Raw genomic sequence first — 22,386 nt, 5'->3', positions numbered from 1 at the left:
TCCGGTACTGGTGTGGCCCCTCAGGTGTCGCCGAGGACGACCACCCTGCGGGGGCTGCCCGCGCCGGGGGTGGTGGCGGCGAGGCCGGAGCGTCCCGCGGGCACCGCGCGTTCCCGGCCCCAGGCGCGGATCTCCTCGATCTGTTCGGGGTTGCTGCGGCTGAGGGGGGCCGTGTTGGCGAAGGTGTCCTCGACGAACGACGGGTCGAGCCGCTCCACCCCGCCACCGAGGAGGATCTCGGCGCCGACGTCGTGGAGGGCGGACTCTATGTCGGAGCCCGCGAAGCCCTCGGAGAGTTCGACGAGACGGTCGACCTGGTCGGGGTGGGGTTCGGCCTTGACGTAGCGCCGGTAGTAGAGGGTGATGATCTCCCTGCGGTCCTGGTCGTCCGGCAGGTCCACGAAGAACAGTTCGTCGAAACGGCCCTTGCGCAGCAGCTCGGGCGGCAGGCTGCGGACGTCGTTGGCGGTGGCGACCACGAAGACCCGGGAGTCCGACTCCTGGAGCCAGAAGAGGAACTGGCCGATGATGCGCTGCTGGACGCCGGAGCTGTCGTGGCTGCCGGCCAGTCCCTTCTCGATCTCGTCGATCCACAGGATGCAGGGCGCGACCCGGTCGGCGGCGTCCAGCGCCTCCCGCATCCGTCCCTCGGACTCGCCCAGGTAGCGGCCGTGGATGCTGGCCATGTCCAGCCGGTAGAGCGGCAGTCGCCACTGCTGGGCGATGGCCTTCGCCGACAGGGACTTGCCGCAGCCGGGGACGCCGACGAGCAGGACGCCGCGCGGCGGGCGCAGCTGGGTGCCGCGCAGGTCCGTGTGGATGAGCCGGTGTTTGCGTTCCAGCCAGCCGCGCAGGTTGGTGAGGCCGCCGACGGAGTAGTCGACGTCCTTGAGGGCGAGCCGTTCGAGTCCGGCGAGGTTGTTGAAGATGCGGTCCTTGGAGCTGGCGAGGGTGAGCACGTCGGCGGCCTCCACGGACCCCTTGGCGATGAGGGTGGCCATGAGGTTCACCGCCTCGCCCTCGGTGACTCCTTGGAGGAACTCGGCGGCCCGGCGGGCGTCGTGCTCGGTCCAGGCGATGGAGACCACGCCCCGGTGGTCGGTGAGGAACGCGCTGATGGTGGCGTACATCTCGTCGGCGTTCGGCAGGTCCAGCTGGAGGCTCATGCCGAGCCGTTGCAGACCGCTCCAGATCGGGTTGTCGGTGATGAGGACGACGCATCCGGCGTGGCTGTCGGCGATCCTGGCCAGTTCGGCGACGTTGCGGGTGAAGGGGGTGTCGGACTCCAGCTCGCCGGGGTCGACCAGGACGAGGGTGGCGTGGGGGCGGGCGGCGAACTGGGCGGCGGCGAAGTCCATGGCGCCGGTCAGCGAACGGTCGTCGAGGACGGCCGCCCCCGACCGGAGGTCGCGCAGTCCGGTGGCTCTGGTGTGGATCCAGAACTGCTGGTTGGCGCGCCGCGGTTGGGTGGCCACCTCCTTGAGCATGCGCAGCGCGCGGGCCTGCTCGATGGTGCGCAGCCCGACGACGGGCACCCGCGCGGTGAGGTAGTGGTCCAGATCGCGCTTGCTGTCGGAGTAGTTCGACATGGTGGGTTCTCCGGGGTGCCGTTGCCGTCAGTCGGGGGTGACGATGCGCCGTCGTCCGGTCGGCTCGTACCAGCCGGCCGGGGGCGGGGCGGAGGGTTCCGCGGTGGGTTCGGACAGCACGGCGGTGAGGGGGTTGTCGCGCAGGGTGCGGCGCCGGGTCTCGACGGCGTGCGGATCGGCGCCCTCCGCGAGCAGCGCCTGCACACCCCGTTCGAGTTCCTCCTGCAGCAGGCGGGTGTGCTCGTCCATGAGGGTCGCCATGCGGGCGCGGAAGTCGGCGGGCAGGCTCGGGTGGGTGACGACGGAGCGGACGGAGCGCAGCACGTCGCGGCCGCGGGTGAGGGCCCGGCCGACGGAGAACTCGTCGGCCGCGGCGTTCACCTCACGCACCATCAGGTCCAGTCCGGCCTGGAGGCGCCGGTCGACGGCGGAGGCGATACGGGTCAGCAGCCGCTGCCAGGTGTCGGCGGGCAGGTCGTCCGGGGAGAGCGAGGGCAGCTCAAGGGGGCCGGTGCGGGTGCCGTCGGCCCACTCGTCCAGGGTCCGGGCCCAGCTCCGGTAGTCGCTGCCGCCGCCCCACCGGGCGTTCACAGGTCCCTCGCGGGGCGGCGTACGAGCTGTTCGCCGGGCGGCAGGGGCTCCCAGGCCGGCAGGTCGGTCACGGTCCGCCGCAGCCGCCTGGTGACGGGCGTCGGCGCGGGCTGCCCCGGCGCATGGGCCGGCTCCGAGGCCCAGGGGGCGGGTGCGGCGGGCGGCGCCGGAGGTTCGGACGGCGCCGCGCCGTCGGAGTCGCGCGGGCCGGGGACGGTGGGGGCCTGGGCCGGCCTGGGGGGCGCGGCGAACGGGCGCAGGTGCTCCGGGATCTCCGGTCTGAGCCAGGGCGGTGTCGCGTCCGACGAGAAGGCGGGGTCGTCGCTCATGGTCGTTCCTCTCAGTCGGCCGTGCCGACGACGCGACCCTCGAACGGGGAGGGCGCGTGGGCGGCGGTGTTCAGGGACGCGATGAAGGTGCGGGCCTCGGCCTCGACGAAGTCGGCCGCCCAGTACTGCTGTTGCCAGTCGGTGAGTTCGGCGTGGGCGCCGCGGAGGCGGGCGAGGGCGTCCGCCATGTGCCGACTGAGCAGCTCACGGGCGTTCTCCTGTGCGGTGCGCCCGTCCTCGGCGCGTTTGTAGAGGACGATCCCCCAGATGCCGCCGACGGCGATCGCCGCGAGGAAGGCGAAACCGACGCTGACGCCGAGGAAGACCATGAGGATGGCGGCGACGGTGGCGCCGAGGAGGGCGAGCTGGGAGGTGTAGTTGTAGGCCAGGGACTTGACGTACAGGTCGACGTAGCCGCTCCAGTGCCGGGTCAACGACGCCTCCAGATCGGGCAGGTCGTCGGTGAGGGGCTTGGTCCAGGTGGTGAGCTTGAAGCGCTGGGTGCCGTGGCTGACGCCGTAGGTGTTGCGCAGCGAGATCTCGATCTTCGGGGGCATGGCGGCGCGGTAGTCGCGGCTGAAGCCGGCGTGCGCCTGCGCGAACCACTCCTGGCACGACGCGACGGCCATCCGCTGCGCGGCCGGCGAGGCGCCCACGGCCGCGGGGTCGAGGGCGGCGACCGACTGCACACTCAGGTAGTTGCGGGTCTCGTCCAGCGCCTCGGACCGCATGTCCACCTCCTGGCGCGCGGCCTCCTCGTCCCCTTCGTGACGCACGATGGCCTCGTTGAGCGCCAACTGCCGCAGCAACGGGAGTTCTTCCTCGTCCGAGTTGCGGACCAGGCCGTCGAGGATGTCGTCGACGGTGTCCTCCAGGTGGGAGGCGGGGAGGAGTTCGCTCTCCATGAGGGTGCGGAAGCGTGCGAGGAGCGCCTCGTGCGCGCGGGCGCGGGCGAGGAGGTCGTCCAGCACCGGCCACTGGGGACTCACGCCGGCCAGGCGCGGGAAGTCGTCGGCCGCCGAGGGGGCCCGCAGGGAGTCGATCTCCTGACGCCAGCGGCCCACCTGGGCGGCGCGCACGGTGTCGTCGTCGAGCAGGCGCTGCCGCCACTCCTCCAGGGTCTCGCCGAGCAGGTGACGGCCCGAGGCCCCGAAAGCGCCCTGGGAGACGCACTCCAGGACGACCTGGAACTCCCGGCCGAGCACCCGGGGGTCCTGGCCCTCCAGGTAGTGCCGCAGCCAGCGCACGGACGCGTCCTGCCGCCCCTGTCTGCGCAGGATCAGCGCGAAGAAGAGGGAGGTCTTCGGCGTCGAGCGACTGAACGCCTCCTCCACCGCCCGTGCGCACAGGGCCTCGTCGTCGCCCGCCCAGGCGGCCATCGCGACCAGCGCGGGGGCCAGCCAGTAGCGCGGCGTCTGGATCATCAGCTCCTCGCTGACCTGCCGGACCGTCTCCTCCTGCACGAGCCCCGTGTCGAAGGCCTGGAGGATGCCGGTGGCGGAGCGGCGGACGACCTTGTGGTGGCCGTAGGTGTGCTCGATCTCGTCGTTGATCCGGACGATCCGGGTCTCCGCGCGCTGGGCGGCGGCGAGGCGTTCGGTTCTGGCGACGTGTTCCAGGAACCGGTTGTGGAACGCCGCCAGGCGGGCCTTGGTCTCCGCCTGGTCGGCTCTGACCTCACGGACCTTGCCGTCCACGTTCTCGATCTGATTGCCGAGCAAGGTGACGGATTGTTCCAACTGGTTCTGCAGGTTGTTGATTCCGTTGACGATGGGGCCGAGGTTGATCTCGCTCACGCGGGTCTCCGTTCCGTGCCGTGCGGTCTCTCGCTGTGCCGTGATGCGTCGTCTCAGGGCCTGACGACAGTGCCGTCGGGCAGCACGGGCAGGACCAGTCCGTCGGCGTACACCTCGACGAACGCGTACGCGTCCGAGCGGGCCAGCATGCGGGCGCCGTCGAACGGGGGCGGCATCACGTCATGTGCCGCGCAGTGCCCCAGAATGCGCCCGTCGAGGCCGAGGCGGTGGTCCACGTAGGGGGCGCCGAGCAGGCAGGGCGCGACGAATCCCACGGGCACCGGAGCTCCCCGGACGACGTACTCCTCGTGCAGCCAGGCGGCGATGTCCCGGACCGAGGCGTCGTCCACGGCGGCGTCCAACCGGCGCAGCCGGCCGCAGAGTTCCGGCGTCCGGGTGGCGTACAACGCCCGGGTCGCGGCCGGTCCCGGCGTGTACGGCGCGACGGTCCGGGCGGTGCCGTGCGCGACGGGCGTGCCCGGCGGAACGACGACGCGGCGAGGCCGCTCGACGGAACCCATGAATGCCCCCCTGCTGAACATGGACCGACAGACGCCCCATCGGTGACGCTCGGTATCCGAAGGGTAGTGACGCCTCGTCAACAGCGCCTAAGTTGAGCGGTATCTATCGACAATGACCGTTTACTACCCGGATAAGTACCGGATAACTACCGGACATCGCGTCGTGACCACGGTTCCTCAGCGCGGGACGAGCTGATCGGCGAGACGATGCGCCTGGGCCAGCAGCGTCCCGTACGTCACGAGCGCGTCGGGGTCGTCGGCGACGGCGCCCGGCAGCCGCACCCGGAATTCGTCGAGGCCGCGACGGAGTTCCGCGACGGTCTCGCGCAGTTCCTCCGCGCCTGCGTCGTCCTGGCCGCCGGGGGCGAACCGGCTCTGTCCGTAGAGGCTGACGGCGCGGGCGGTGCGGTGCAGGAAGTCCGCGTAGGGCCGGGCGACCGCCGCGTCCGGCCGGGCAGCCTTCCCGCCGCCCTCGGCGGCCTCCCACACCGTCCGGGTCACGCCCGAGGTGTGGACGGCCACGTGGTCGAGCACGGACAGCGCGTCGGCGTAGGCCTTGCCGGGAGGGGTGACGGCGTGCCTGCGGCGTCCCCACGGATTGACCCGCATGCTCTCCCGGCTCCAGCCGATGGCCTGCCGGGCCTGGTCGACCAGCCGCCCGAGCCGCAGGGCGCGCTCGTGCCACTCCCCCGCCTGGTACGCCTCCCACTCGCCTGCGGCCAGCCCCTCCGCCACCGCGTCCAGGATCGCCTCGGCCTCCCGCGCCGCGTCCCGCAGCGCGGCGCGGGTGTCCCGCAGATACACCGGGGGCCTGATCAGCGCGTTGACCGCGACGCCCACCACCGCGCCGAAGACCGCCTCGGCGATACGGGCGGCCGACGCGGCGACGGTGACCTGGCCGCCGGTCAGCACGAAGAGCGCGCCGGTGGCGGCGTAGACGCCCTGGCTCCCCAGCCGTTGCCACTGGCCCAGCAGGAGCACCGCCGGCAGCACCAGGGCCATCGTGACCATCGTGTGGTCCACCCCCAGGGCCACACCGGTGGCCACCACCGTGCCCACGGCGATGGCGCCGAGCTGCTGCAACCCGTGGGCGAGCGACCGGAACACCGTCGACTCCACCAGGACCACCGCCACCCAGGGCGCCACGAACGCCATGGGGGCGGCGAGCCACCAGCCCGCGACCGCCCACGCCACCCATGCCGCCAGCGCCGCCTTGCCGGCCTGCGCCACCAGATCCCGTTCCCGGCCCGGTCCGGCCCAGGCCCACCGCACCGTCCGTACGGCTTCGGCGGCGCGCCGCCGCGTCTCCCGCATCACCCTGTCGGTCCACTCCATGCCTCACCAAGTGCCACGTCAGCGGCGCGCCGCACCTGCCGATCGCGATGCCGGCCCCTGGTGACGCCGCGCGCCGCGACGACGGTGGCGTACCTCGCCCCGGCTCGGGAAGGCGGCTGTCGTGACCGCCTCTGCACGGGCCCCGTGCAAGGCTGGGTACGAGCACTTTTCCGGGCCGCGTTGAACGGAGGACGGTGTGGGCTGGGACCGGTTCGCGCAGCAGCTGGCGTCGATGGCGCGCGACCTGCTGGCACAGCGTTCGGTCGACGCCACGCTGCAACGGATCACCGCCTCGGCCACCGAACTGGTGGAGGGCTGTGACGCGGCCGGCATCCTTGTGCTGCACGGTACGTCGGTGGAGTCGCTCGCCCCCACGGAACAGCTGGTCGTCGACAGCGACCGGCTCCAGGAGCGGCTGCGGGAGGGGCCGTGCTTCGACGCCGCCCGGGAATCGGAGGGCGAGCGGGTCTTCCGTATCTCCGACTTCTCCGTCGGGCAACCGCGCTGGCCCGCCTACGCCCCAGAGGCCCGGCGGCTCGGGGTGGGCAGCATGATGGGCTTCCTGCTGTTCACCGAGGACGAGGACCTCGGCGCCCTGAATCTCTACTCCCGCAGGCCCGGTGCGTTCACCGAGGCCAGCGAGTTGGCGGGCTGGCTGCTGGCCTCGCACGCGGCGGTCGCCTTCTCCAGCGCGCGCACCCACGCGCAGCTGCAGCAGGCCGTCGCCACCCGCCATCTGATCGGCGAGGCCATGGGCATCCTCATGGGCAGCCACCACCTCAGCGAGGAGGAGGCGTTCGACGTGCTGCGCCGCTTCTCGCAGGAGCACAACATCAAGCTCCGTGAGGTCGCCCGCCGGGTCTGCGAGCAGGGCAGCCTCTGACGCGGGAGCGCGTCGTAGCCCGGCCTCGGGGCAGGTGGCCCCACCGGCGGCCGCACGGCTGGTGGCCCCACCGGCGGCCGCACGGCTGGTGGCCCCGCCGGCGGCCCACGGCAGGCGGCGCCGCCGTGTGTGAGGGGGACGGCTCCTCCGGCACACAGTCAGAACCAGAGAAGCCTGGCCGGGCCGACCCCCAGGGGAGCGCCGCCGAACCCGGCCTCCTCACCAAGTCCCCCCGCCTCGCCCGCCCACACTCCGGGATCGCGACCACTTGCGCTCGGGTCCGGGTCGCGCCCGGGGCCCATGGTCCGCACGGAGTCGAGCAGGTGGGAGCGGGTACCCGGCACGGGCCACGCGGGGGCGCCCTCCGCCCTCCGCCCACCCACCCCACCCGACGAAGGGCCGTCCCCATGAACGACGACGACGTGCGGAACCCGGTCGAGCGCTACCCTCAGCCCGATCTGCCCCAGCAGGATCAGGAGCATCCCGGCTGGACCGGTGCGATGGACCCGCCGCCCGACCACGGGGAAGACTCCTACCGGGGCAGCGGCCTGCTCCAGGACCGGGCGACGGTACTGACCGGCGGGGACTCCGGGATCGGCCGCGCGGTGGCCCTGGCGTACGCCCGGGAGGGCGCGGACGTGCTCTTCACCCATCTGCCGGAGGAGGCCGAGGACGCCCGGGAGACGTCCCGGCTCGTCGAGGAGGCCGGGCGGAAGGCGGTCGCCGTGCCCTGCGACGTGCGCGACGAGGAGCAGTGCCGTCGCCTGGTGGAGCGGGCGGTCGCCGAGTTCGGCCGGATCGATGTGCTGATCAACAACGCCGCCTACCAGATGGCGCAGGCCGACGGCATCGGCGCCATCACCACCGAGCAGTTCGACCGGGTCGTCCGGACCAACCTCTATGGCATGTTCTGGCTGTGCCGGGCCGCCCTGCCGCGCATCCCGTCGGGTGGCTCGATCATCAACACCACGTCGGTGCAGGCGTACAAACCCAGTCCGCACCTGCTCGACTACGCCATGACCAAGGGCGCGATCGTGACGTTCACCCAGGGCCTGGCGCAGATGGTCGCCGCCGACGGCATCCGGGTGAACGCGGTGGCGCCGGGGCCGGTGTGGACACCGCTGATCCCGGCGACGCTCCCGGACACCAAGGAGTTCGGCAAGCAGGCTCCGTTGGGCAGGCCCGCCCAGCCCGCCGAGATGGCACCCGCGTACGTGTTCCTCGCCTCCGACCGGGCGAGTTTCGTCACGGCGGAGATCCTCAACGCCACCGGCGGCACCCCGCTGCCCTGAGGGCCGTTTGGCCGCGCCGGCACCGGGCACCCGTGGGCGCACACCAGTAGCGGTTCGTCACCGGGTTCGGAAAGAAGATGAGACGCCGTGAGCACGCACACCGTCGAGAAGCTCGTCGTCCGCGAGAGCGGCTGGGCCGAGGCCCGGCGCCGGCGCGGGAAAGGCGTGCGTCTGTGCCTTCCCGCCCTGCCGGAGCGGGACCGCGCCGGGGCGGTGGGACCCGGGACGGACTCGCACATCGTCAGGGGTGACGACTGACGACGACGCGTCAGGGGCGGGTGACCATGAAGACGGCGGTGGCCGAACGGACCAGAAGACGGCGGTGGCCGGGCGGGCCACCGCCGTCCGCCCGTCCGGCCACCGCCGTCCGCCTCGTCAGTCGTCCTTGCCCCGGCCGCTCAGCGCGTCGCGCATACGGTCGACCAGTCCCATCCCGGGGGCGAGCAGCTTGTTCGCCGGCGGGGTGTCGGGGGCCGAGGGGTGCGGCCGGGTCGGTGCCGTCTTCTTGGCCGTGCGGACCTTGTCGCCCAGGCGGTTGAGGTCGTCCGCCGAGCAGGCCGCGCGCAGCCTGGGGAAGAGGTTGTTCTCCTCGTCCTGGATGTGCGACCTGATCTCGCTCATCAGCTGGGTGGCCAACAGGTCGAAGTCGGGGTCGTCGGCCTCGCACCGCTCCAGCGCCTTCATGGTGCGCTCGGCCTCGGCGTGGTCCTCCAGCTCACGGTCGGCGATCGCGTCGCCGTCCGGGAGGTGCTCACGGACCGCCGGGTAGAGGTAGGCCTCCTCGGCGACCGAGTGACGCACCAGCTCGATGGTGACCTGGTCCATGTGCTGCTTGCGCTGGGGGTCCCCGGAGGGCAGTGCCTCGATCCGGCCGAACATCTCCTCCACTTCCCCGTGGTCCGTGGTCAGTTCGTCGATGACGTCTCCGCCGTGTCCCATGTCTCCCGCTCCTCTCCTCGTGCACCGCTTCCCTGGGGGCGATGCGTCGCGCTTCGGCCATCCGTACCCGGCGGACCCCGTCGGGCCCTCGGCGCGACCCCGAGTACCCGCGAACGGCCCAGCCACGCGGCCCTCCCGGGGAGCTTCAGGAGGGACCCGGTCGTCATCGCCGCTCGACGGTCACGACCGGGCGGGCTGGTCCGCGATCAGCAGGGTGCAGCCGGCGGGGCGGAAGCCCAGTCGGGCGTAGAGGCGGGCGACGCTCTCCTGCGCGTAGGCGAGGAAGACGGTGGTCACCCCGTGGTCGCGGGCGCGCGCGACCAGGGCCGCCGTGAGGGCGGCCGCCAGGCCCTGGCGGCGGGCGGTGGGGAGCGTGCCGATGCCGCCGATCTCGGTGGTGCCGTCCATCGGGTGGTAGTGGCCGACGGCCAGCGGCGTACCGTCCGGGGCGACGGCGGCGACCAGCGCCTTGTGCCCGGCGCGGAGAACGGGGCGGACCGTGTCCACGGTGCCGTCCACGGCCAGTTCCGCGGCCACCTCCGCCAACCGCGCGGGCCCCGCGTCGCCCACCGCGGAGCCCTCGGCGGCGAAGGCGAGCCTCGGCAGGGCGAGGGCCGCGGGCAGCACCGGATCATCCGCTGTCAGCGCCCGGACGGTGACCCCGTCGGGCACCGGGCGCGGGTCGACGCGGTGGGACGGATCCAGCGCCATCAACGGGCGTTCCAGCACCGGCAGTCCGGACTCCTCGACGGCGGCCCGCAGCGCCGGCGCCGACTCGGCCAGCCACTCGAACGCCTCGGGGACACCGAGTTCCCGCTGCCTGGCCCGTACCCGCGCGATGTCGGCCGTACCGATCGCGGCGGCCCTTCCCACGGCGGGCTGGGCATGGCCGGGCCCACCGTAGTAGGGAGCGCCCGGCTCCCCGCGTACGAACAGCCGTAGCGGTCCGAACTCCTCGACGTCCGCGAACAGCGACGGCACGGTGGTGTAGTACCGCTCGATACGGGTCTGCAACGTCTCGCTCACGTGCCGCATCCCACCACGGGGCGGCGCCGCCCCGCATCCGGGATTCCCGGCTGTCGATGGGCAGTTGGCCGCCGGGGGGCCGTCGCCGTACGACACGGGGCGCCGGCCCGAGCCGGTCGAACGCGTGCGCCTATTACGATCTCCAGGGCCATGTTCGTGCACACGCTCGAAGGACTCTGTCATCGCGATGCTTCACGGCCCCCGACCGACGACGGTGTCCGTCGACCGGACCGACCCGCGTGAACGGCTGGTGCCGCCCTTCCCCGAGCCGGGGACCCGGATCTGGGAGTGCCTGGGGCTCGGGCCGGAGCCCGCGTACCGGATCGCGCGGGCGATGGGGTGGCTGGGGCCGCTGCTCGTCGCCCTGCTCGCGGGATCGATCCGCTTCTGGCGCCTCGGACAGCCGCACGAACTGGCCTTCGACGAGACGTACTACGCCAAGGACGCGTGGTCGCTGCTGCGGCTCGGCTACGAGGGCACCTGGCCGGACCGCAAGATCGCCGACCCGCAGCTCCTGGCCGACCCGCAGGTGATCCCGCTCTCCGACACCGGTTCCTTCGTCGCGCACCCGCCGACGGGCAAGTGGGTGATCGCCGTCGGCGAGTGGATGTTCGGTCTCGATCCGTTCGGCTGGCGCTTCATGACGGCCCTCCTCGGAACACTGTCGGTGCTGATGCTGTGCCGCGTCGGACGCCGGCTGTTCCGTTCCACGTTCCTGGGCTGTCTGGCGGGCGCGCTGATGGCGGTGGACGGTCTGCACTACGTGATGAGCCGGACCGCGCTGCTCGACCTGATCGTCATGTTCTTCGTCCTGGCGGCGTTCGGCTGTCTGTTGCTCGACCGGGACGACGCCCGCGCCAGGCTCGCGGCGGCGTTGCCGGTGGCCCCGGACGGGCGAGTCCGCCCGGACGGGGACACCGGCGACCGGGCGGGTACGGGACGGCGTCCGTGGCGGCTCGCGGCCGGGGTCTGTCTGGGCCTCGCCGCCTCGACCAAGTGGAACGGCCTGTACTTCCTGGTCTTCTTCATGGTCCTGACGCTGCTGTGGGACGTCGGCGCCCGCCGCGTCGCGGGGGCCCGGCACCCGTACCGGGCGGTGCTGCGCAAGGACCTCGGCCGGTCGGTGCTCTCGCTCGCCCCGGTCGCCGTGGTGACGTATCTGGTGACCTGGACCGGCTGGTTCCTGACCGACGACGGCTACGGGCGGCACTGGGCGGACGGCCGCGGCGGTGTCTGGTCGTGGATCCCGGCCCCGCTGCGCAGCCTGTGGCACTACGAGTCCGCGGTCTACCGGTTCAACGTGGGGCTGGACGCCTCCCACAAGTACGAGTCGAATCCGTGGAGTTGGCTGGTCCTCGGCCGTCCCGTGCTCTTCTCGTACCGCTCGCCCGAGCCCGGCGAGGCGGGGTGCCACGCGCTGACCGGCTGCTCCCAGGCGATCGTCGCCCTGGGGACGCCGCTGCTGTGGTGGACGGCGTGCTGCGCCCTCGGGTATCTGCTGTTCCGCTGGGCGCTGCGCCGGGACTGGCGCGCGGGAGCCGTGCTGTGCGCGGTGGCCGCCGGGTATCTGCCCTGGTTCCTGTACCAGGACCGTACGACCTTCGCCTTCTACGCGGTCGTGTTCGTGCCGTACCTGTGTCTGGCCGTGGCCATGACGCTGGGCGCGCTGCTCGGTCCGCCGGGCGCGGGTGCCGACCGCCGCAACCGGGGGGCGGTGGCGGTCGGCACGCTCGTCCTGCTCATCGCCTGGAACTTCATCTACTTCTTCCCGATCTACACGGGCCTCACGATCCCGTATCCCGACTGGCAGGCCCGGATGTGGCTCGACACCTGGATATGAGCCCGGCCGCCGTGCACCCGCCGCCGGGACACCCCCGTCCAGACCCGCCGCCGACCGGAGCGGCTACCGCCTCGGGCCGACGAAGGCGTACAGCGTCGTGCCGGTGACCGCGAGGGCGAGGGCCGTCCAGGTGGCCGCCGGTGTGCCGGGCGGCAGCAGCATCCAGGTCGCGACCTCCATCGGCAGGCTGGTCGGGGCCGGCGCGAAGGCGGAGAACGACAGCCAGAGGACCGCCGGGGTCCACGCGTACGCTCCCCCGCACGCCACCGCACCGAGCGCGACCAGCCCCGCCAGCCCGGCGCTGTCGCGGACGACGAAGGCGGTCGTGGCCAGGTCCGTGTCCGTCGTCGTCGCCACCGCGAGGAGGACGGCGCCGACGACCGCGCCGATGAGCAGCACGTGGGCCGCCCTGCGGGGCCGCCAGCCGATCGCGGCCGTGCGGTCCAGGGCGAGATCCTGCCCGCCGAGCCCGATCGAGGCGGCCGTCACCCCGGCGACGAGGACGAACACGGGCGTCTTCGGATCTGCCGGGCCCCCGCCGTCCCGGGCGGCCAGCGCCCAGACCGCCACCGCTCCGATCACCACCGCGGCGAGCGACGCGGGCACCTGCCGGGAGCGCGCGTACAGGGTCAGCCATCTCATCGGGCCGTACCGCCGTCCAGGATGTCGAGCGGGTCGCCCGAGCAGGAGACCGCGGCGGTGTGCGCGTCCTTGACGCGGGCGACCTGTTCGGACCACGGCAGGGCCTTGAGTTCGGTGAACACCGGGCGGGCCGTGGCGAGTTGGTCAGCCGGTGTGTGGACGGTGCCGGTGAACGGCCGCAGGTCCCCGAGGACCCAGCCCGCGACGACGCCCTGCGCGGCGAGTTCGCTGGCCGTGCCGCTCTCGCCGGCGCTGCGGGCGAAGCAGTTCGGCGCGATGCCCTGCCCGAGGAGGGCCCGCGTCAGCTGCTCACCCTCCGTGTCGCCGAACACGTCGTCGCCGAAGTCCACGAGCACGGCCGTACGGGAGCGCTCCGGCGGGTCGAAGATCCCTCGCCGTGCGGTGCTCTCCCGGACGGACGTCGGCGCCTCGCCGCCGAGGGCGCCCTTCATGAGGCGCAACGCCTTCTTCCCGGGGCCGGCGAGAGCGGCCAGCCGGTCCTGGTGCGCGGCCGCCACGCACACCGGTCCGTCGCACACCTGGGCCGCGGCGGCCTCGTCGACGACGTAGACGCGGCGCGGGTCGGCGGGCAGGACGAGCAGGGCGATCACCGCGCCCGCGAGGACGGGTGCGAGGGCGAGCAGCCGGGCGCGCGGTGTCGCGGCGGCGAGCAGCGCGAAGCCGGTCACGGCCATGCCGAGCAGCCAGACGGTCTGGCCCAGGTGGACGGGGGTGGACAGGGTCACGAACACGTCGCGCACCTCGTCCACGGCCGGTGACAGCAGCGTGACCCCGCTCGGTCCCCAACTGGCCGTCGGCACCGCCGACTCCGTCGACATCCGCAGCAGGTTGACGAACACGAAAGCGGCCACGGCCAGCGCGGGCGGGGTCAGCGGGGAGGGGAGGTTCCGTCCGATCCCCATGCCGAGCAGCGCCCCCGCGACGAGCGCGAGCACGCCGACCAGTGAGATCGGCAGCCAGCCGAGGTGCGTGTACTCGGCGGCGCCGGCCACCTGGGCCGCGCCCAGGAGCACGACGAGCGCGAAGGCCGAGGTCACCGTGATCGCCGTGGCGCCCGCGGTGGTGGCCGCGCGGTGGCGTGCGGGGCGCGGGGTGCTCGTCAGCAGCTCGGACATGCGCGAGCGGTGGTCGCGCAACCCCTGGAGGGCGCCGAGAGCCAGCGCGAGCGGCCACAGGACGGCCAGCAGGAACCGGGTCCACAGGGCCATGGACGTCCACTGGCTCGTCCACAGGGCGGCGCCCTTCCACCACGGTCCGCTCGCCAGGTACAGGAAGGCCAGGGCGACGCAGAGGGAGACGGCGCCGGCCCAGGGGGCGACGGAGCGCCTCAGTTCGATGCGCAGGACGCGGCCGTTCACCAGGTGCCCCTCTCCTGGCGGGGGTCGAGCAGCAGGGCCGAGTAGCCGCGCTCCAGCGGGCTGTCGCCCACGTGGTCGGGGCCGCCCGCGGCGGCCAGCTCGTCCGGGGTGCCCTGGAAGACCAGCCGGCCCTCGGCGAAGAGCACCACGTCGGTGCAGGCGGCGGCGACGTCCTCCACCAGATGGGTCGAGACGACCACACAGGTGTCCGTGCCCAGCTCCTGCAACAGCTCGCGGAAGCGCAGCCGTTGGGCGGGGTCCAGGCCGGCCGTCGGCTCGTCGAGGAGCAGGATCGCCGGGTCGTTGACGATGGCCTGGGCGATGCCGACGCGCCGCACCATGCCGCCCGACAGCGCCTTCATCCGCTCGTCGGCGCGGTCGGCGAGGCCGACCCGCTCGATCGCCCGCTGCACCGCACCGGGGATGTCCGCCTTCGGCACCTCCTTCAGCCACGCCATGTACTCGACGAACTCGCGCACGGTGAACCGTTTGTAGTAGCCGAACTCCTGCGGCAGATAGCCGATCCGGCGGCGCAGCGCCCGGTGTTCGCCGAGGCCTCCCGCGTGCTCGCCGAGCAGTTCCAGGGTGCCCTCGGCCGGGCGCAGCACGGTGGCCAGGGCCCGGATGAGGGTGGTCTTGCCTGCGCCGTTGGGTCCGAGCAGGCCGTGCACGCCGGTGCCGAGCGACAGGTCGAGCCCGTCGACGGCCATGCGTCTCCGACCGGCCCTCACCTTCAGCCCCGTGGCCCGGATCTCCCAGGCGTAGGGCGTCGGCGCGAGGTCGGCCGCGGTCACCGCGGTCATCACGAGGGGGTCCTTCCGGTTGGTCATCGATGGGCTCCCAGCACGGAGTAGGCGCCCCTGCGGGCGATCACGACGCCGATGCCGAGCGCGAGGATCAGTCCCCACACGGGCAGTCCGTCCGCGCTGAGGGCGAGGGGGGTGCGGCCGGTGGCCAGGGCCGGCGCCACGACCACGGCGGCCCAGACCCCGACCAGCGCGAGGGCGGCGCGGGTGACGCCGACGACTCCGCCGAGCGCCAGGGTCGTCGAGGTGAACGCCAGACAGGGCAGCAGCCACTGGGCGGCCGTCACCCCCGTCGCCCAGCCGCCGGCGAACAGCGCGGGCACGACCAGGACGAGCACGGCCACGGTGCGCCGCAGCACGAGCGGGAGCCCGGCCCTCGGCACGGAGGCCGTCAGCTCGTACGCCGGGTCCAGGCCGCGTGACCACGAGGCGGCGACGCCGAGCACGGGCAGGACCGGGGAGAGCAGCAGCACCAGGGACACCTCTCCGGCGCCTGAGCCGTCTCCCGTGCCGGGATCGGCGAGGTCGAACAGCAGTGCGAGGAGGGTCACGCTGACGACCATGGCGAGCCACGGGACCGTCGTGGGTGTCAGCCACGTCGAGAGCCGGGCCGACAGCCGTCGGCGGCGGGGCATCGTGGCGGTGATGGCGAGCCGGGGTTCGAGGCCGGCCCAGACGGTGCCGACCAGGGCGGTGACGGCGGGCGCGGTCACCGTGACGGCGGCCGCCAGCCGGTCCCGGCAGCTCGGGCAGACCTCCAGATGGGCCTCCAGGGCCCATACGTCGTCGGCGGCGAGGCCGGTGTCGCCGCGGGCGTAACCGTCGATGAGTCGCGTCGACGCGTGTTCCACACTCATGCCAGGGCCCTCCGCATCTCGGTCCGGGCCCGGCGGGCACGGGTCTTGACCGTGCCCTCGGGCACGCCGAGCAGGACCGAGGTCTCCCGGACGGTGAGTCCGTCGAGCACCATGGCCTGCAGTACCGCTCTGAGTTCGGGTGCGAGGCGGCGCAGCGCGTCCCCGACGTCGCCGCCGACGGTCGCCGCGAGCGCCTCGTCCTCGGCGGCGGGCGCCACGGGGTGCGCGGCGGCCGCGGGCGGGGGTTCGGCGTGGTGGGCCCTGCGCCGGAACGCGTCGACGAGACGGCGGGCGGCGATGGTCCACAGCCAGCCGACGGCGGTCCCTCCGACGGCGGCCCCGGCGAACGCGCCCGCCGCGCGCCACACCGCCAGGTACGTCTCCTGCATGACCTCGGCCACGATCTGCTCGTCGGCGCAGCGGCGCCGCAGCCGCACCGCCAGCCATGGCGCGGTGCGCCGGTACAGCTCGTCGAACGCCGCGCGGTCGCCTCTGGCCACGAGCCGGACGAGGCGTTCCTCGTCCGGCTCGTCCGCTGCCTTCCTGACTGATCTCACACCCCCTAGACGCGGGGTCCGCGCGACGGGTTTTCCCGTCGACGTGATGCCCGTCACACCTGACTGGGGACGCCGGACGACCCCGACGGCGCCGACACACGGTGCCGGTCGAGGGAGATGGCCAAATCCGCAGTCACGGTCGCGGGCGCGGTGAGGTACTCCTGAAGTCCTGGGTCGTTCCACCTTCACTCTCATGTCGACCGGCAACCGCCGCCTTCGACATCGCCCGCCACATCCGTCGCCGCGACCGGCTCGGCGCCGCTCTCACGACGCGCATTGGCGGCGGAAGTGCAGAGATGGGACTATTTGTGCGTTTGTCGGGAACTCGCACCACGCAGCGGTCGTCGAAGGGCTCAGGCCCGGCGGGCGATCTCGGGTACGGATGAGGGAGAAGCCGTGACCGTTCGTGTAGGCGTAGAGGAAGAGTTTCATGTTCTGGACGCGGAGAACGGACGGCTGGTCCCCGGGGCCGGCGCGGTCCTCGGCCGGCTGCCGGGGCCCGAGTTCAAGGCCGAGCTCCAGCGGTCGGCGGTGGAGTGGAACAGCCCCGTGCACTCCGCGCTCGACTCCCTGCACACCGATCTGCGCGGGGCACGGCGGCGCCTGGACGACGCGGCCGCCGGCCTCGGCCTGGCCGTCGTCGCGGCCGGGACCGTCCCGTTCGCGCGGGTGACCCCCGGTGACGCCACGCCCGACTTCCGCTACCGGGCCCTCGTCGACGAGTACCGCAAGGTCGCCGACGAACAGCTCGTGTGCAGCGCGCAGGTCCACGTCGACGTGCCCGACCGGGACACGGCCGTCCGGATCATGTGCGGTATCTCGCCGTGGCTCCCCCCGCTGCTGGCCCTGTCCGCCAGCTCGCCGTTCTGGCTGGGCTCGGACACGGGCTACGCGAGCTGGCGCACGATGCAGTGGCAGCGCTGGCCCACCGCGGGACCGGTCGGCTGCTTCGCCGGGGCCGACGACTACGACGCGGCGGTCGAGGACCTGATCCGCTCCGGCGTGATCAAGGACCCGGGGATGGTCTACTACGACCTGCGGCCCAGCGAGCACCAGCGGACCCTGGAGCTGCGCATCTGCGACGCCTGCCCTCGCGCCGACACGGTCGTGCTCATAACCGGCCTGTTCCGCGCGCTCGTCGAGGACGCCAGGGCCGGCCTGGAACGGCCCGGCGCGGGCTGCGACGGCAGGCACGAATGGCTGCGGGCCGCGGTCTGGCGGGCCGCCCAGTCGGGGCTGGAGGGCACCCTCGTCGACCCGGTCACCCGCGCCGCCACCCCCGCCCCCGACGTGGTGCGCGCCATGGTGCACCGGCTGCGCCCGACCCTGGAGGCCTACGGCGACTGGGACACCGTCCACGCGCTGACCGAGGAGGCCCTGGCCCGGGGCAGCGCGGCCCACCGGCTGCGCGAGGTCGCCGACCAGGAGGGCATGCTCGCCTGCGTCCGGGCGGCGGTCGCCGAGACCCGGGGCGAGTACGGGCCCGGCACCGGCCCCGGAGCCGTCCGCCGCCCCGTGACCGCGGCCGGCGGCTCCGGCCCCGCGGGGACCTCGGCGGCGTACTCGGTGGAGTCCGTCGGCGGCTGACACCCCATGCGGCGGGGCGAGAGGCAGGCACCGGCTCCCGCCCCCCGCGACACGTCACTGAGCGGAGAACACCGACGCGGATCTGCGTCGTCCGCCCCGTGGTGCCGGTGCCACCGTGATCAAGGAGTGGCTCGCATGCCCAGCAAGACGCAGACGCATCCGAAACGCACCGGCCCGTGCTCGACGGAGGCATCACCTCCGGGCCCGGCCGTCGGACACCCCCTGCGAGGAGGTGCGGTCTGATGTGCGGTCTCAGCGGAGAGATCCGCTTCGACGGCGGACGGCCCGATCTGGCCGCCGTCGAGCGCATGACCGACCGACTCGCACCCCGGGGCCCGGACGGCAGGGGCCTGTGGTCGCAGAACGCCGTGGCCCTGGGTCACCGCAGGCTGAAGATCATCGACCTGTCCGAGTGCGGGGCCCAGCCGATGACGGACCCCATGGGCGGCATCGCCGGCGTCTTCAACGGCTGCGTCTACAACTACAAGGAGTTGCGTGAGGAACTGCGCGGCCTCGGCCACCGCTTCTTCTCCGACTCCGACACCGAGGTGGTGCTCAAGGCCTACCAGCAGTGGGGCACCTCCTGCGTCGACCACTTCTACGGCATGTTCGCCTTCGCCATCGTCGAACAGGCCACCGGACGCCTGGTGCTGGCCCGCGACCGCCTGGGCATCAAGCCGCTGTACCTCGCGCATACGCCGGGGCGGCTGCGGTTCGCCTCCTCGCTGCCCGCGATCCTGGCGGGCGGCGGCGTGGACACCTCGCTCGACCCGGTCGCGCTGCACCAGTACCTCAGCTGGCACGCCACGGTGGCCGCACCGCACACCGTGCTCACGGGCGTGCGCAAACTCCCCGCGGCAACCGTGCGGGTGGTGGAGCCCGACGGCAGCCACCGCGACATCCGCTACTGGCAGCCGTCGTACACCCGCAGGCCCGAGGACGCGGCGATGGACGCGGACGACTGGAGGGACGCGGTGCTCGACGCGCTGCGCACCGCCGTGCGCCGGCGCATGGTGGCCGACGTGCCCGTCGGCGTCCTGCTGTCGGGCGGCCTCGACTCCAGCCTGATCGTGGCGCTGCTGGCCGACGAGGGACAGCGCGATCTCGCCACGTTCAGCGTGGGCTTCGAGGCCGAGGGCGGCGAGGAGGGCGACGAGTTCCCCTACTCGGACCTGGTCGCCCGGCACTTCGGCACCGACCACCACCAGCTGATGGTGCCCTCGGACCGCGTCTCGACGGCCCTGGACGGGGCGATCGAGGCGATGAGCGAGCCGATGGTCAGCCATGACGTGGTGGCCTTCCACCTGCTGGCGGAACAGGTGGCGAAGGAGGTGAAGGTCGTGCAGAGCGGCCAGGGCGCCGACGAGGTCTTCGCCGGCTACCACTGGTACCCGGACATCGCCGCCGCGCCGAGGGAGCGGGCGGCGACGACGTACGCCGAGACGTACTTCGACCGGTCGCACGCCGACCTCACCGCACTCCTGCAACCGCACATGCTGCCCGATCATGACGTGTCCGACCGCTTCGTGCGGGAGCACATGGCACGCCCCGGCGCCGAGACCGCGCTCGACGCGGCGCTGCGCCTGGACGCCGAGGTGATGCTCGTCGACGACCCGGTCAAGCGGGTCGACAACATGACCATGGACTGGGGTCTGGAGGCCCGGGTCCCGTTCCTCGACCACGAGCTCGTGGAACTCGCCGCCGTCTGCCCGCCGGAGCTGAAGCTCGCCGACGGCGGCAAGGGCGTCCTCAAGGCCGCCGGCCGCGGGGTCCTGCCCGCCGAGGTCGTCGACCGGCCGAAGGGGTACTTCCCGGTCCCCGCCGTCAAGCACATGGCGGGCCCCGTGCTGGGACGGGTCCGGGAGGCCCTGTCCGCGCCCGAGGCCAGGTCGCGCGGCGTCTTCCAGGACGCGTACGTGGCCAAGCTGCTGGCGGCCCCGGAAGAACACCGCGCCAGGCGTGGGGCGAACGAGCTGTGGCAGGTAGCTTTGCTGGAGATATGGCTGCAAACGCACGGAATCAGGTGACCGGGGAGCACCCCCGCACGGGCTCCCCCCGCCCCTCCCCCGTCGGCGAGGGCCTCGTCGACGGGGCGCCGTGGCGCCCGGAGGAGCACGGTCCCGCCGCCCCGTCGGCCCCCTGGGCGGCGGGGGCCGACGGCAGCGCCCGCACGCTCGTCGTCCCGGCGCCCACGGCCCCGGTGCCGGTCCCGCTGCCCGACACCGCCGCGCCGCTGGACACCCCCCAGCCGTTGCGGTCGCACGGCTGCTGGTACCCGTCGGTGGATCCGAGCGGCCGGTACGTCGCGTTCATCTGCGACCGGGGCGGGGTGCCCCAGCTGTGGACGGGGCCGGTCGGCGGGGACGAGGTCCATCTGCTGGACTCCGATCCCCACCCCGTCAAGGAGGTGGCCTGGTCGCCCGACGGCCGCTGGATCGCCTACACCACCGCGCCGGGCGGCGGCGAGCACACCAGAGTGCTGTGCGTACGGCCCGACGGCACCGGACGGCGCATCCTGGCCGGTGCCGAACCGGGCAGCTCCGCCCACCTGGGCTGCTGGCAGCACGACGGTACGGCCGTCGCGGTCACCGTCGCCGAGCCGGTCCTCACCCCGGGCGGCACCGACGGGGAGGAGGGGGCCGTGCCCACGGGACCCGGCCTCGCCGATCCGGACACCTACACCGCCCCCCGGCCGGCGGGCTGGGCCACCCGCGACGGCCGTGCCGTGCTGCTGGGCGGCCCGCACCACGGCGACGCCGGCCCCTCGGCCGACCGCGACACGGAGGGCCCCGAGGCGCACGGTACGGGGATGCCCGGTGCCCGGACCAGGGAAAATGGCGAGGCGGCCCGCGAGAGGGCGTCGGGCGGAGGCCTGGCCGCCTATCTCGTCGACCCCCTGGGCGTGGCGGCACCCGTCCTGCTGGCGGTGGAACGCGGCGCCGCGACGCTGCGCGTGTGCGACATCAGCAGGGACGGGCGGCTGGCACTGCTGCGCCGGGGGCCGCGCGGCCGGCGCGAGGCCCTTGTCGTACGGACCGGTGATCTGCGGACCACGTTCGCCCTGCACGTCGCCGACGGCGACCCGTGGATCGGCCGGTTCTCCCCGGACGGTACGACGCTGTGGCTGCGCAGCGACGCGGCACGCGAGTTCGCCGCGCTGCTCGCCGTCCGGCTCGACGCCGAGGGCGCGTCGCCGGGTCTGACCGTCGCCGCCGAGCGCGCGGACTGCGGACTCGAGCTGCTGGCGCTCGGACACGACGGCTACACCGCCGCCCTGGCCTGGAACGTCCGCGGCGCCACCGAGCTGGAGGTCACCTCCGTGTCGCCGACGTCCGCCGGGCAGGCCCGGGTGGGGCCGTCCCGGTCGGTGCCGCTGCCGCACGAGGTGGTGACGCGCATCCCGCGGGTCGACGGCCGGGCGGGGCTGGTGCTGGCCCTGTCCGGCTCACAGCGCCGCCCCGGGGTGTGGTGGTTCCCCGAGGGCACCGCCCGGCGGACTCCGTGGTCGTCCCGGGACGAGGACGCCGTCCCGCCCGGCCGGCCGCCCGTGCGCCCCGTGCCGCTGCGGCCCGTCGCGCGGGACGGACTGCCGCTGAGCGGCTGGTACTACCGGGCTCCGGACCGGGGCGCCGGGGAGCCCGCGCCCTGTGTGATCCATCTGCACGGCGGGCCGGAGGAGCAGGAACGCCCGGTGTTCAACCCGCTCTACCACGAGCTGCTGGGCCGGGGGCTCGACGTCTTCGCTCCGGACGTGCGCGGCTCCTCAGGGCACGGCCGGTCGTTCGTCGACGCCGACCTCGGTACGGGCCGGTTCGCCGCGATCGAGGACGTCGCCGCCTGCGCGGCCCATGTCGTCGTCGCCGGTCTCGCCGATCCACGGCGGCTGGCCGTCATGGGACGCTCCTACGGCGGCTATCTGGTGATGGCCTCGCTCGTGTGGCACCCGGACCTCTTCCGCACCGGCGTCGCGGCCTGCGGCATGTCCGACTTCGCGACCTTCTACGCCGGGACCGAGCCGTGGATCGCGGAGTCGGCCGCGCACAAGTACGGCCACCCGGAACACGACCGCGAACTGCTGCACGCGCTGTCCCCGATGACCCGCGTGGACGCCCTGCGCGTCCCCGTCCTCACGGTCCACGGCGAGCACGACACCAATGTGCCGCTCGGCGAATCCGAGCAGTTCGTCCGCGCGGCCCGCGAACGCGGGCTGCGCGCCGAACTGCTCCTGCTGCGCGACGAGGGCCACGACTTCCTGCGCGCGGACAGCCGGAGGCTCTTCCGCCGGACCGCCGCCGACTGGCTCCAGCGCCACATCGCCGAGTAGACCACCGCCGCCCCGGCCCACCACGCGGCCTCCGCTCCGCCTGGGTCAGGGCAGCCGACGCATCGCGAGGAACAGCAGGCACGGGAGGCGGGT

Annotated in this window: 20 protein-coding genes; 7 read left to right on the top strand and 13 right to left on the bottom strand. The window is 73.5% G+C overall.

The features are described from left to right. Nucleotides 1–20: 20 nt before the first annotated feature. The 6 genes from HW837_RS36315 to HW837_RS36290 all read right to left on the bottom strand — a co-directional run bounded on the left by HW837_RS36315 (nucleotide 21) and on the right by HW837_RS36290 (nucleotide 6,161). Nucleotides 21–1,589, bottom strand: coding sequence for an AAA family ATPase (locus HW837_RS36315; protein WP_045560395.1), 1,569 nt, complete (start codon nucleotides 1,587–1,589; stop codon nucleotides 21–23). Between the two features lie 27 nt (nucleotides 1,590–1,616). Continuing rightward, nucleotides 1,617–2,180 carry a hypothetical protein gene (locus HW837_RS36310; RefSeq protein WP_045560394.1) on the bottom strand — a complete coding sequence of 188 codons (564 nt, stop codon included), beginning with the start codon at nucleotides 2,178–2,180 and terminating at the stop codon, nucleotides 1,617–1,619. Next, on the bottom strand, nucleotides 2,177–2,509 hold the full coding sequence (locus HW837_RS36305; protein WP_193381191.1) for a hypothetical protein: 333 nt from the start codon (nucleotides 2,507–2,509) through the stop codon (nucleotides 2,177–2,179). Before HW837_RS36305 ends, HW837_RS36310 begins: the two co-directional genes overlap by 4 nt. Nucleotides 2,510–2,520: 11 nt before the next feature. Further along, entirely contained in the window at nucleotides 2,521–4,305 is a 1,785-nt protein-coding gene (locus HW837_RS36300; protein WP_193381190.1) for a hypothetical protein, read from the bottom strand. Nucleotides 4,306–4,358: 53 nt separating this feature from the next. Beyond that, on the bottom strand, nucleotides 4,359–4,826 hold the full coding sequence (locus HW837_RS36295; protein ID WP_093789937.1) for a hypothetical protein: 468 nt from the start codon (nucleotides 4,824–4,826) through the stop codon (nucleotides 4,359–4,361). Nucleotides 4,827–5,003: 177 nt separating this feature from the next. Beyond that, nucleotides 5,004–6,161 carry an aromatic acid exporter family protein gene (locus tag HW837_RS36290; protein ID WP_078853716.1) on the bottom strand — a complete coding sequence of 386 codons (1,158 nt, stop codon included), beginning with the start codon at nucleotides 6,159–6,161 and terminating at the stop codon, nucleotides 5,004–5,006. Between the two features lie 196 nt (nucleotides 6,162–6,357). On the opposite strand from HW837_RS36290, the gene HW837_RS36285 reads away from it, so the two are divergent. From HW837_RS36285 to HW837_RS36275, 3 genes are all read left to right on the top strand, one after another. Beyond that, nucleotides 6,358–7,044 (top strand): GAF and ANTAR domain-containing protein, encoded by a 687-nt coding sequence (locus HW837_RS36285; protein WP_234442686.1) that lies wholly within the window; start codon nucleotides 6,358–6,360, stop codon nucleotides 7,042–7,044. Between the two features lie 407 nt (nucleotides 7,045–7,451). Further along, complete coding sequence (locus HW837_RS36280; RefSeq protein WP_093789939.1) at nucleotides 7,452–8,336, top strand: SDR family oxidoreductase; 885 nt, start codon at nucleotides 7,452–7,454, stop codon at nucleotides 8,334–8,336. An 87-nt stretch (nucleotides 8,337–8,423) separates the two neighbouring features. Further along, entirely contained in the window at nucleotides 8,424–8,594 is a 171-nt protein-coding gene (locus tag HW837_RS36275) for a hypothetical protein (protein WP_177261872.1), read from the top strand. Between the two features lie 117 nt (nucleotides 8,595–8,711). On the opposite strand, the gene HW837_RS36270 is transcribed toward HW837_RS36275, so the two are convergent. Next, nucleotides 8,712–9,275 (bottom strand): hemerythrin domain-containing protein, encoded by a 564-nt coding sequence (locus HW837_RS36270; protein WP_045560389.1) that lies wholly within the window; start codon nucleotides 9,273–9,275, stop codon nucleotides 8,712–8,714. 180 nt (nucleotides 9,276–9,455) lie between these two features. Next, nucleotides 9,456–10,310, bottom strand: a complete 855-nt coding sequence (locus HW837_RS36265) for a GNAT family N-acetyltransferase (RefSeq protein ID WP_193381189.1) — start codon at nucleotides 10,308–10,310, stop codon at nucleotides 9,456–9,458. Between the two features lie 178 nt (nucleotides 10,311–10,488). On the opposite strand from HW837_RS36265, the gene HW837_RS36260 reads away from it, so the two are divergent. Continuing rightward, a complete protein-coding gene (locus HW837_RS36260; RefSeq protein WP_237270528.1) occupies nucleotides 10,489–12,141 on the top strand; it encodes a dolichyl-phosphate-mannose--protein mannosyltransferase in 1,653 nt (550 codons plus the stop codon). A 63-nt stretch (nucleotides 12,142–12,204) separates the two neighbouring features. Here the strand turns inward: HW837_RS36260 and HW837_RS36255 are convergent, their stop codons facing one another. The 5 genes from HW837_RS36255 to HW837_RS36235 are packed head-to-tail and all read right to left on the bottom strand — an operon-like array spanning nucleotide 12,205 to nucleotide 16,382. Further along, nucleotides 12,205–12,783, bottom strand: a complete 579-nt coding sequence (locus HW837_RS36255) for a hypothetical protein (RefSeq protein ID WP_193381188.1) — start codon at nucleotides 12,781–12,783, stop codon at nucleotides 12,205–12,207. Further along, nucleotides 12,780–14,162 carry a hypothetical protein gene (locus tag HW837_RS36250; protein WP_045560385.1) on the bottom strand — a complete coding sequence of 461 codons (1,383 nt, stop codon included), beginning with the start codon at nucleotides 14,160–14,162 and terminating at the stop codon, nucleotides 12,780–12,782. The genes HW837_RS36255 and HW837_RS36250 overlap by 4 nt, the downstream gene beginning before the upstream one ends. After that, nucleotides 14,159–14,992 (bottom strand): ABC transporter ATP-binding protein, encoded by an 834-nt coding sequence (locus tag HW837_RS36245; RefSeq protein ID WP_045560384.1) that lies wholly within the window; start codon nucleotides 14,990–14,992, stop codon nucleotides 14,159–14,161. Before HW837_RS36245 ends, HW837_RS36250 begins: the two co-directional genes overlap by 4 nt. Beyond that, nucleotides 14,989–15,825, bottom strand: coding sequence for a zf-HC2 domain-containing protein (locus tag HW837_RS36240; RefSeq protein ID WP_045560383.1), 837 nt, complete (start codon nucleotides 15,823–15,825; stop codon nucleotides 14,989–14,991). Before HW837_RS36240 ends, HW837_RS36245 begins: the two co-directional genes overlap by 4 nt. Then, a complete protein-coding gene (locus HW837_RS36235; protein WP_045560382.1) occupies nucleotides 15,822–16,382 on the bottom strand; it encodes an RNA polymerase sigma factor in 561 nt (186 codons plus the stop codon). The genes HW837_RS36240 and HW837_RS36235 overlap by 4 nt, the downstream gene beginning before the upstream one ends. 396 nt (nucleotides 16,383–16,778) lie before the next feature. Here HW837_RS36235 and HW837_RS36230 point away from each other — a divergent pair, with 396 nt between their 5' ends. The 3 genes from HW837_RS36230 to HW837_RS36220 all read left to right on the top strand — a co-directional run bounded on the left by HW837_RS36230 (nucleotide 16,779) and on the right by HW837_RS36220 (nucleotide 22,293). Beyond that, nucleotides 16,779–17,969, top strand: coding sequence for a carboxylate-amine ligase (locus tag HW837_RS36230; RefSeq protein ID WP_093789942.1), 1,191 nt, complete (start codon nucleotides 16,779–16,781; stop codon nucleotides 17,967–17,969). 242 nt (nucleotides 17,970–18,211) lie between these two features. Further along, nucleotides 18,212–19,996 (top strand): N-acetylglutaminylglutamine amidotransferase, encoded by a 1,785-nt coding sequence (locus tag HW837_RS36225; RefSeq protein WP_045560380.1) that lies wholly within the window; start codon nucleotides 18,212–18,214, stop codon nucleotides 19,994–19,996. Continuing rightward, nucleotides 19,969–22,293 carry a S9 family peptidase gene (locus tag HW837_RS36220; protein WP_193381187.1) on the top strand — a complete coding sequence of 775 codons (2,325 nt, stop codon included), beginning with the start codon at nucleotides 19,969–19,971 and terminating at the stop codon, nucleotides 22,291–22,293. The genes HW837_RS36225 and HW837_RS36220 overlap by 28 nt, the downstream gene beginning before the upstream one ends. Nucleotides 22,294–22,386 lie beyond the last annotated feature (93 nt).

It is taken from the genome of Streptomyces caniscabiei (assembly GCF_014930365.1).
Taxonomy (GTDB): Bacteria; Actinomycetota; Actinomycetes; order Streptomycetales; family Streptomycetaceae; genus Streptomyces; species Streptomyces caniscabiei.
Note: the sequence above shows the minus strand (reverse complement) of the source record. Positions and strands in the feature narration are given on the sequence as shown.

Coding starts and splice junctions, on each gene's coding strand:
- HW837_RS36315 (WP_045560395.1), bottom strand. CDS start 1,589: ATGTCGAACTACTCCGACAGCAAGCGCGATCTGGACCACTACCTCACC.
- HW837_RS36305 (WP_193381191.1), bottom strand. CDS start 2,509: ATGAGCGACGACCCCGCCTTCTCGTCGGACGCGACACCGCCCTGGCTC.
- HW837_RS36295 (WP_093789937.1), bottom strand. CDS start 4,826: ATGGGTTCCGTCGAGCGGCCTCGCCGCGTCGTCGTTCCGCCGGGCACG.
- HW837_RS36290 (WP_078853716.1), bottom strand. CDS start 6,161: ATGGAGTGGACCGACAGGGTGATGCGGGAGACGCGGCGGCGCGCCGCC.
- HW837_RS36280 (WP_093789939.1), top strand. CDS start 7,452: ATGAACGACGACGACGTGCGGAACCCGGTCGAGCGCTACCCTCAGCCC.
- HW837_RS36270 (WP_045560389.1), bottom strand. CDS start 9,275: ATGGGACACGGCGGAGACGTCATCGACGAACTGACCACGGACCACGGG.
- HW837_RS36265 (WP_193381189.1), bottom strand. CDS start 10,310: ATGCGGCACGTGAGCGAGACGTTGCAGACCCGTATCGAGCGGTACTAC.
- HW837_RS36260 (WP_237270528.1), top strand. CDS start 10,489: ATGCTTCACGGCCCCCGACCGACGACGGTGTCCGTCGACCGGACCGAC.
- HW837_RS36255 (WP_193381188.1), bottom strand. CDS start 12,783: ATGAGATGGCTGACCCTGTACGCGCGCTCCCGGCAGGTGCCCGCGTCG.
- HW837_RS36245 (WP_045560384.1), bottom strand. CDS start 14,992: ATGACCAACCGGAAGGACCCCCTCGTGATGACCGCGGTGACCGCGGCC.
- HW837_RS36240 (WP_045560383.1), bottom strand. CDS start 15,825: ATGAGTGTGGAACACGCGTCGACGCGACTCATCGACGGTTACGCCCGC.
- HW837_RS36225 (WP_045560380.1), top strand. CDS start 18,212: ATGTGCGGTCTCAGCGGAGAGATCCGCTTCGACGGCGGACGGCCCGAT.
- HW837_RS36220 (WP_193381187.1), top strand. CDS start 19,969: ATGGCTGCAAACGCACGGAATCAGGTGACCGGGGAGCACCCCCGCACG.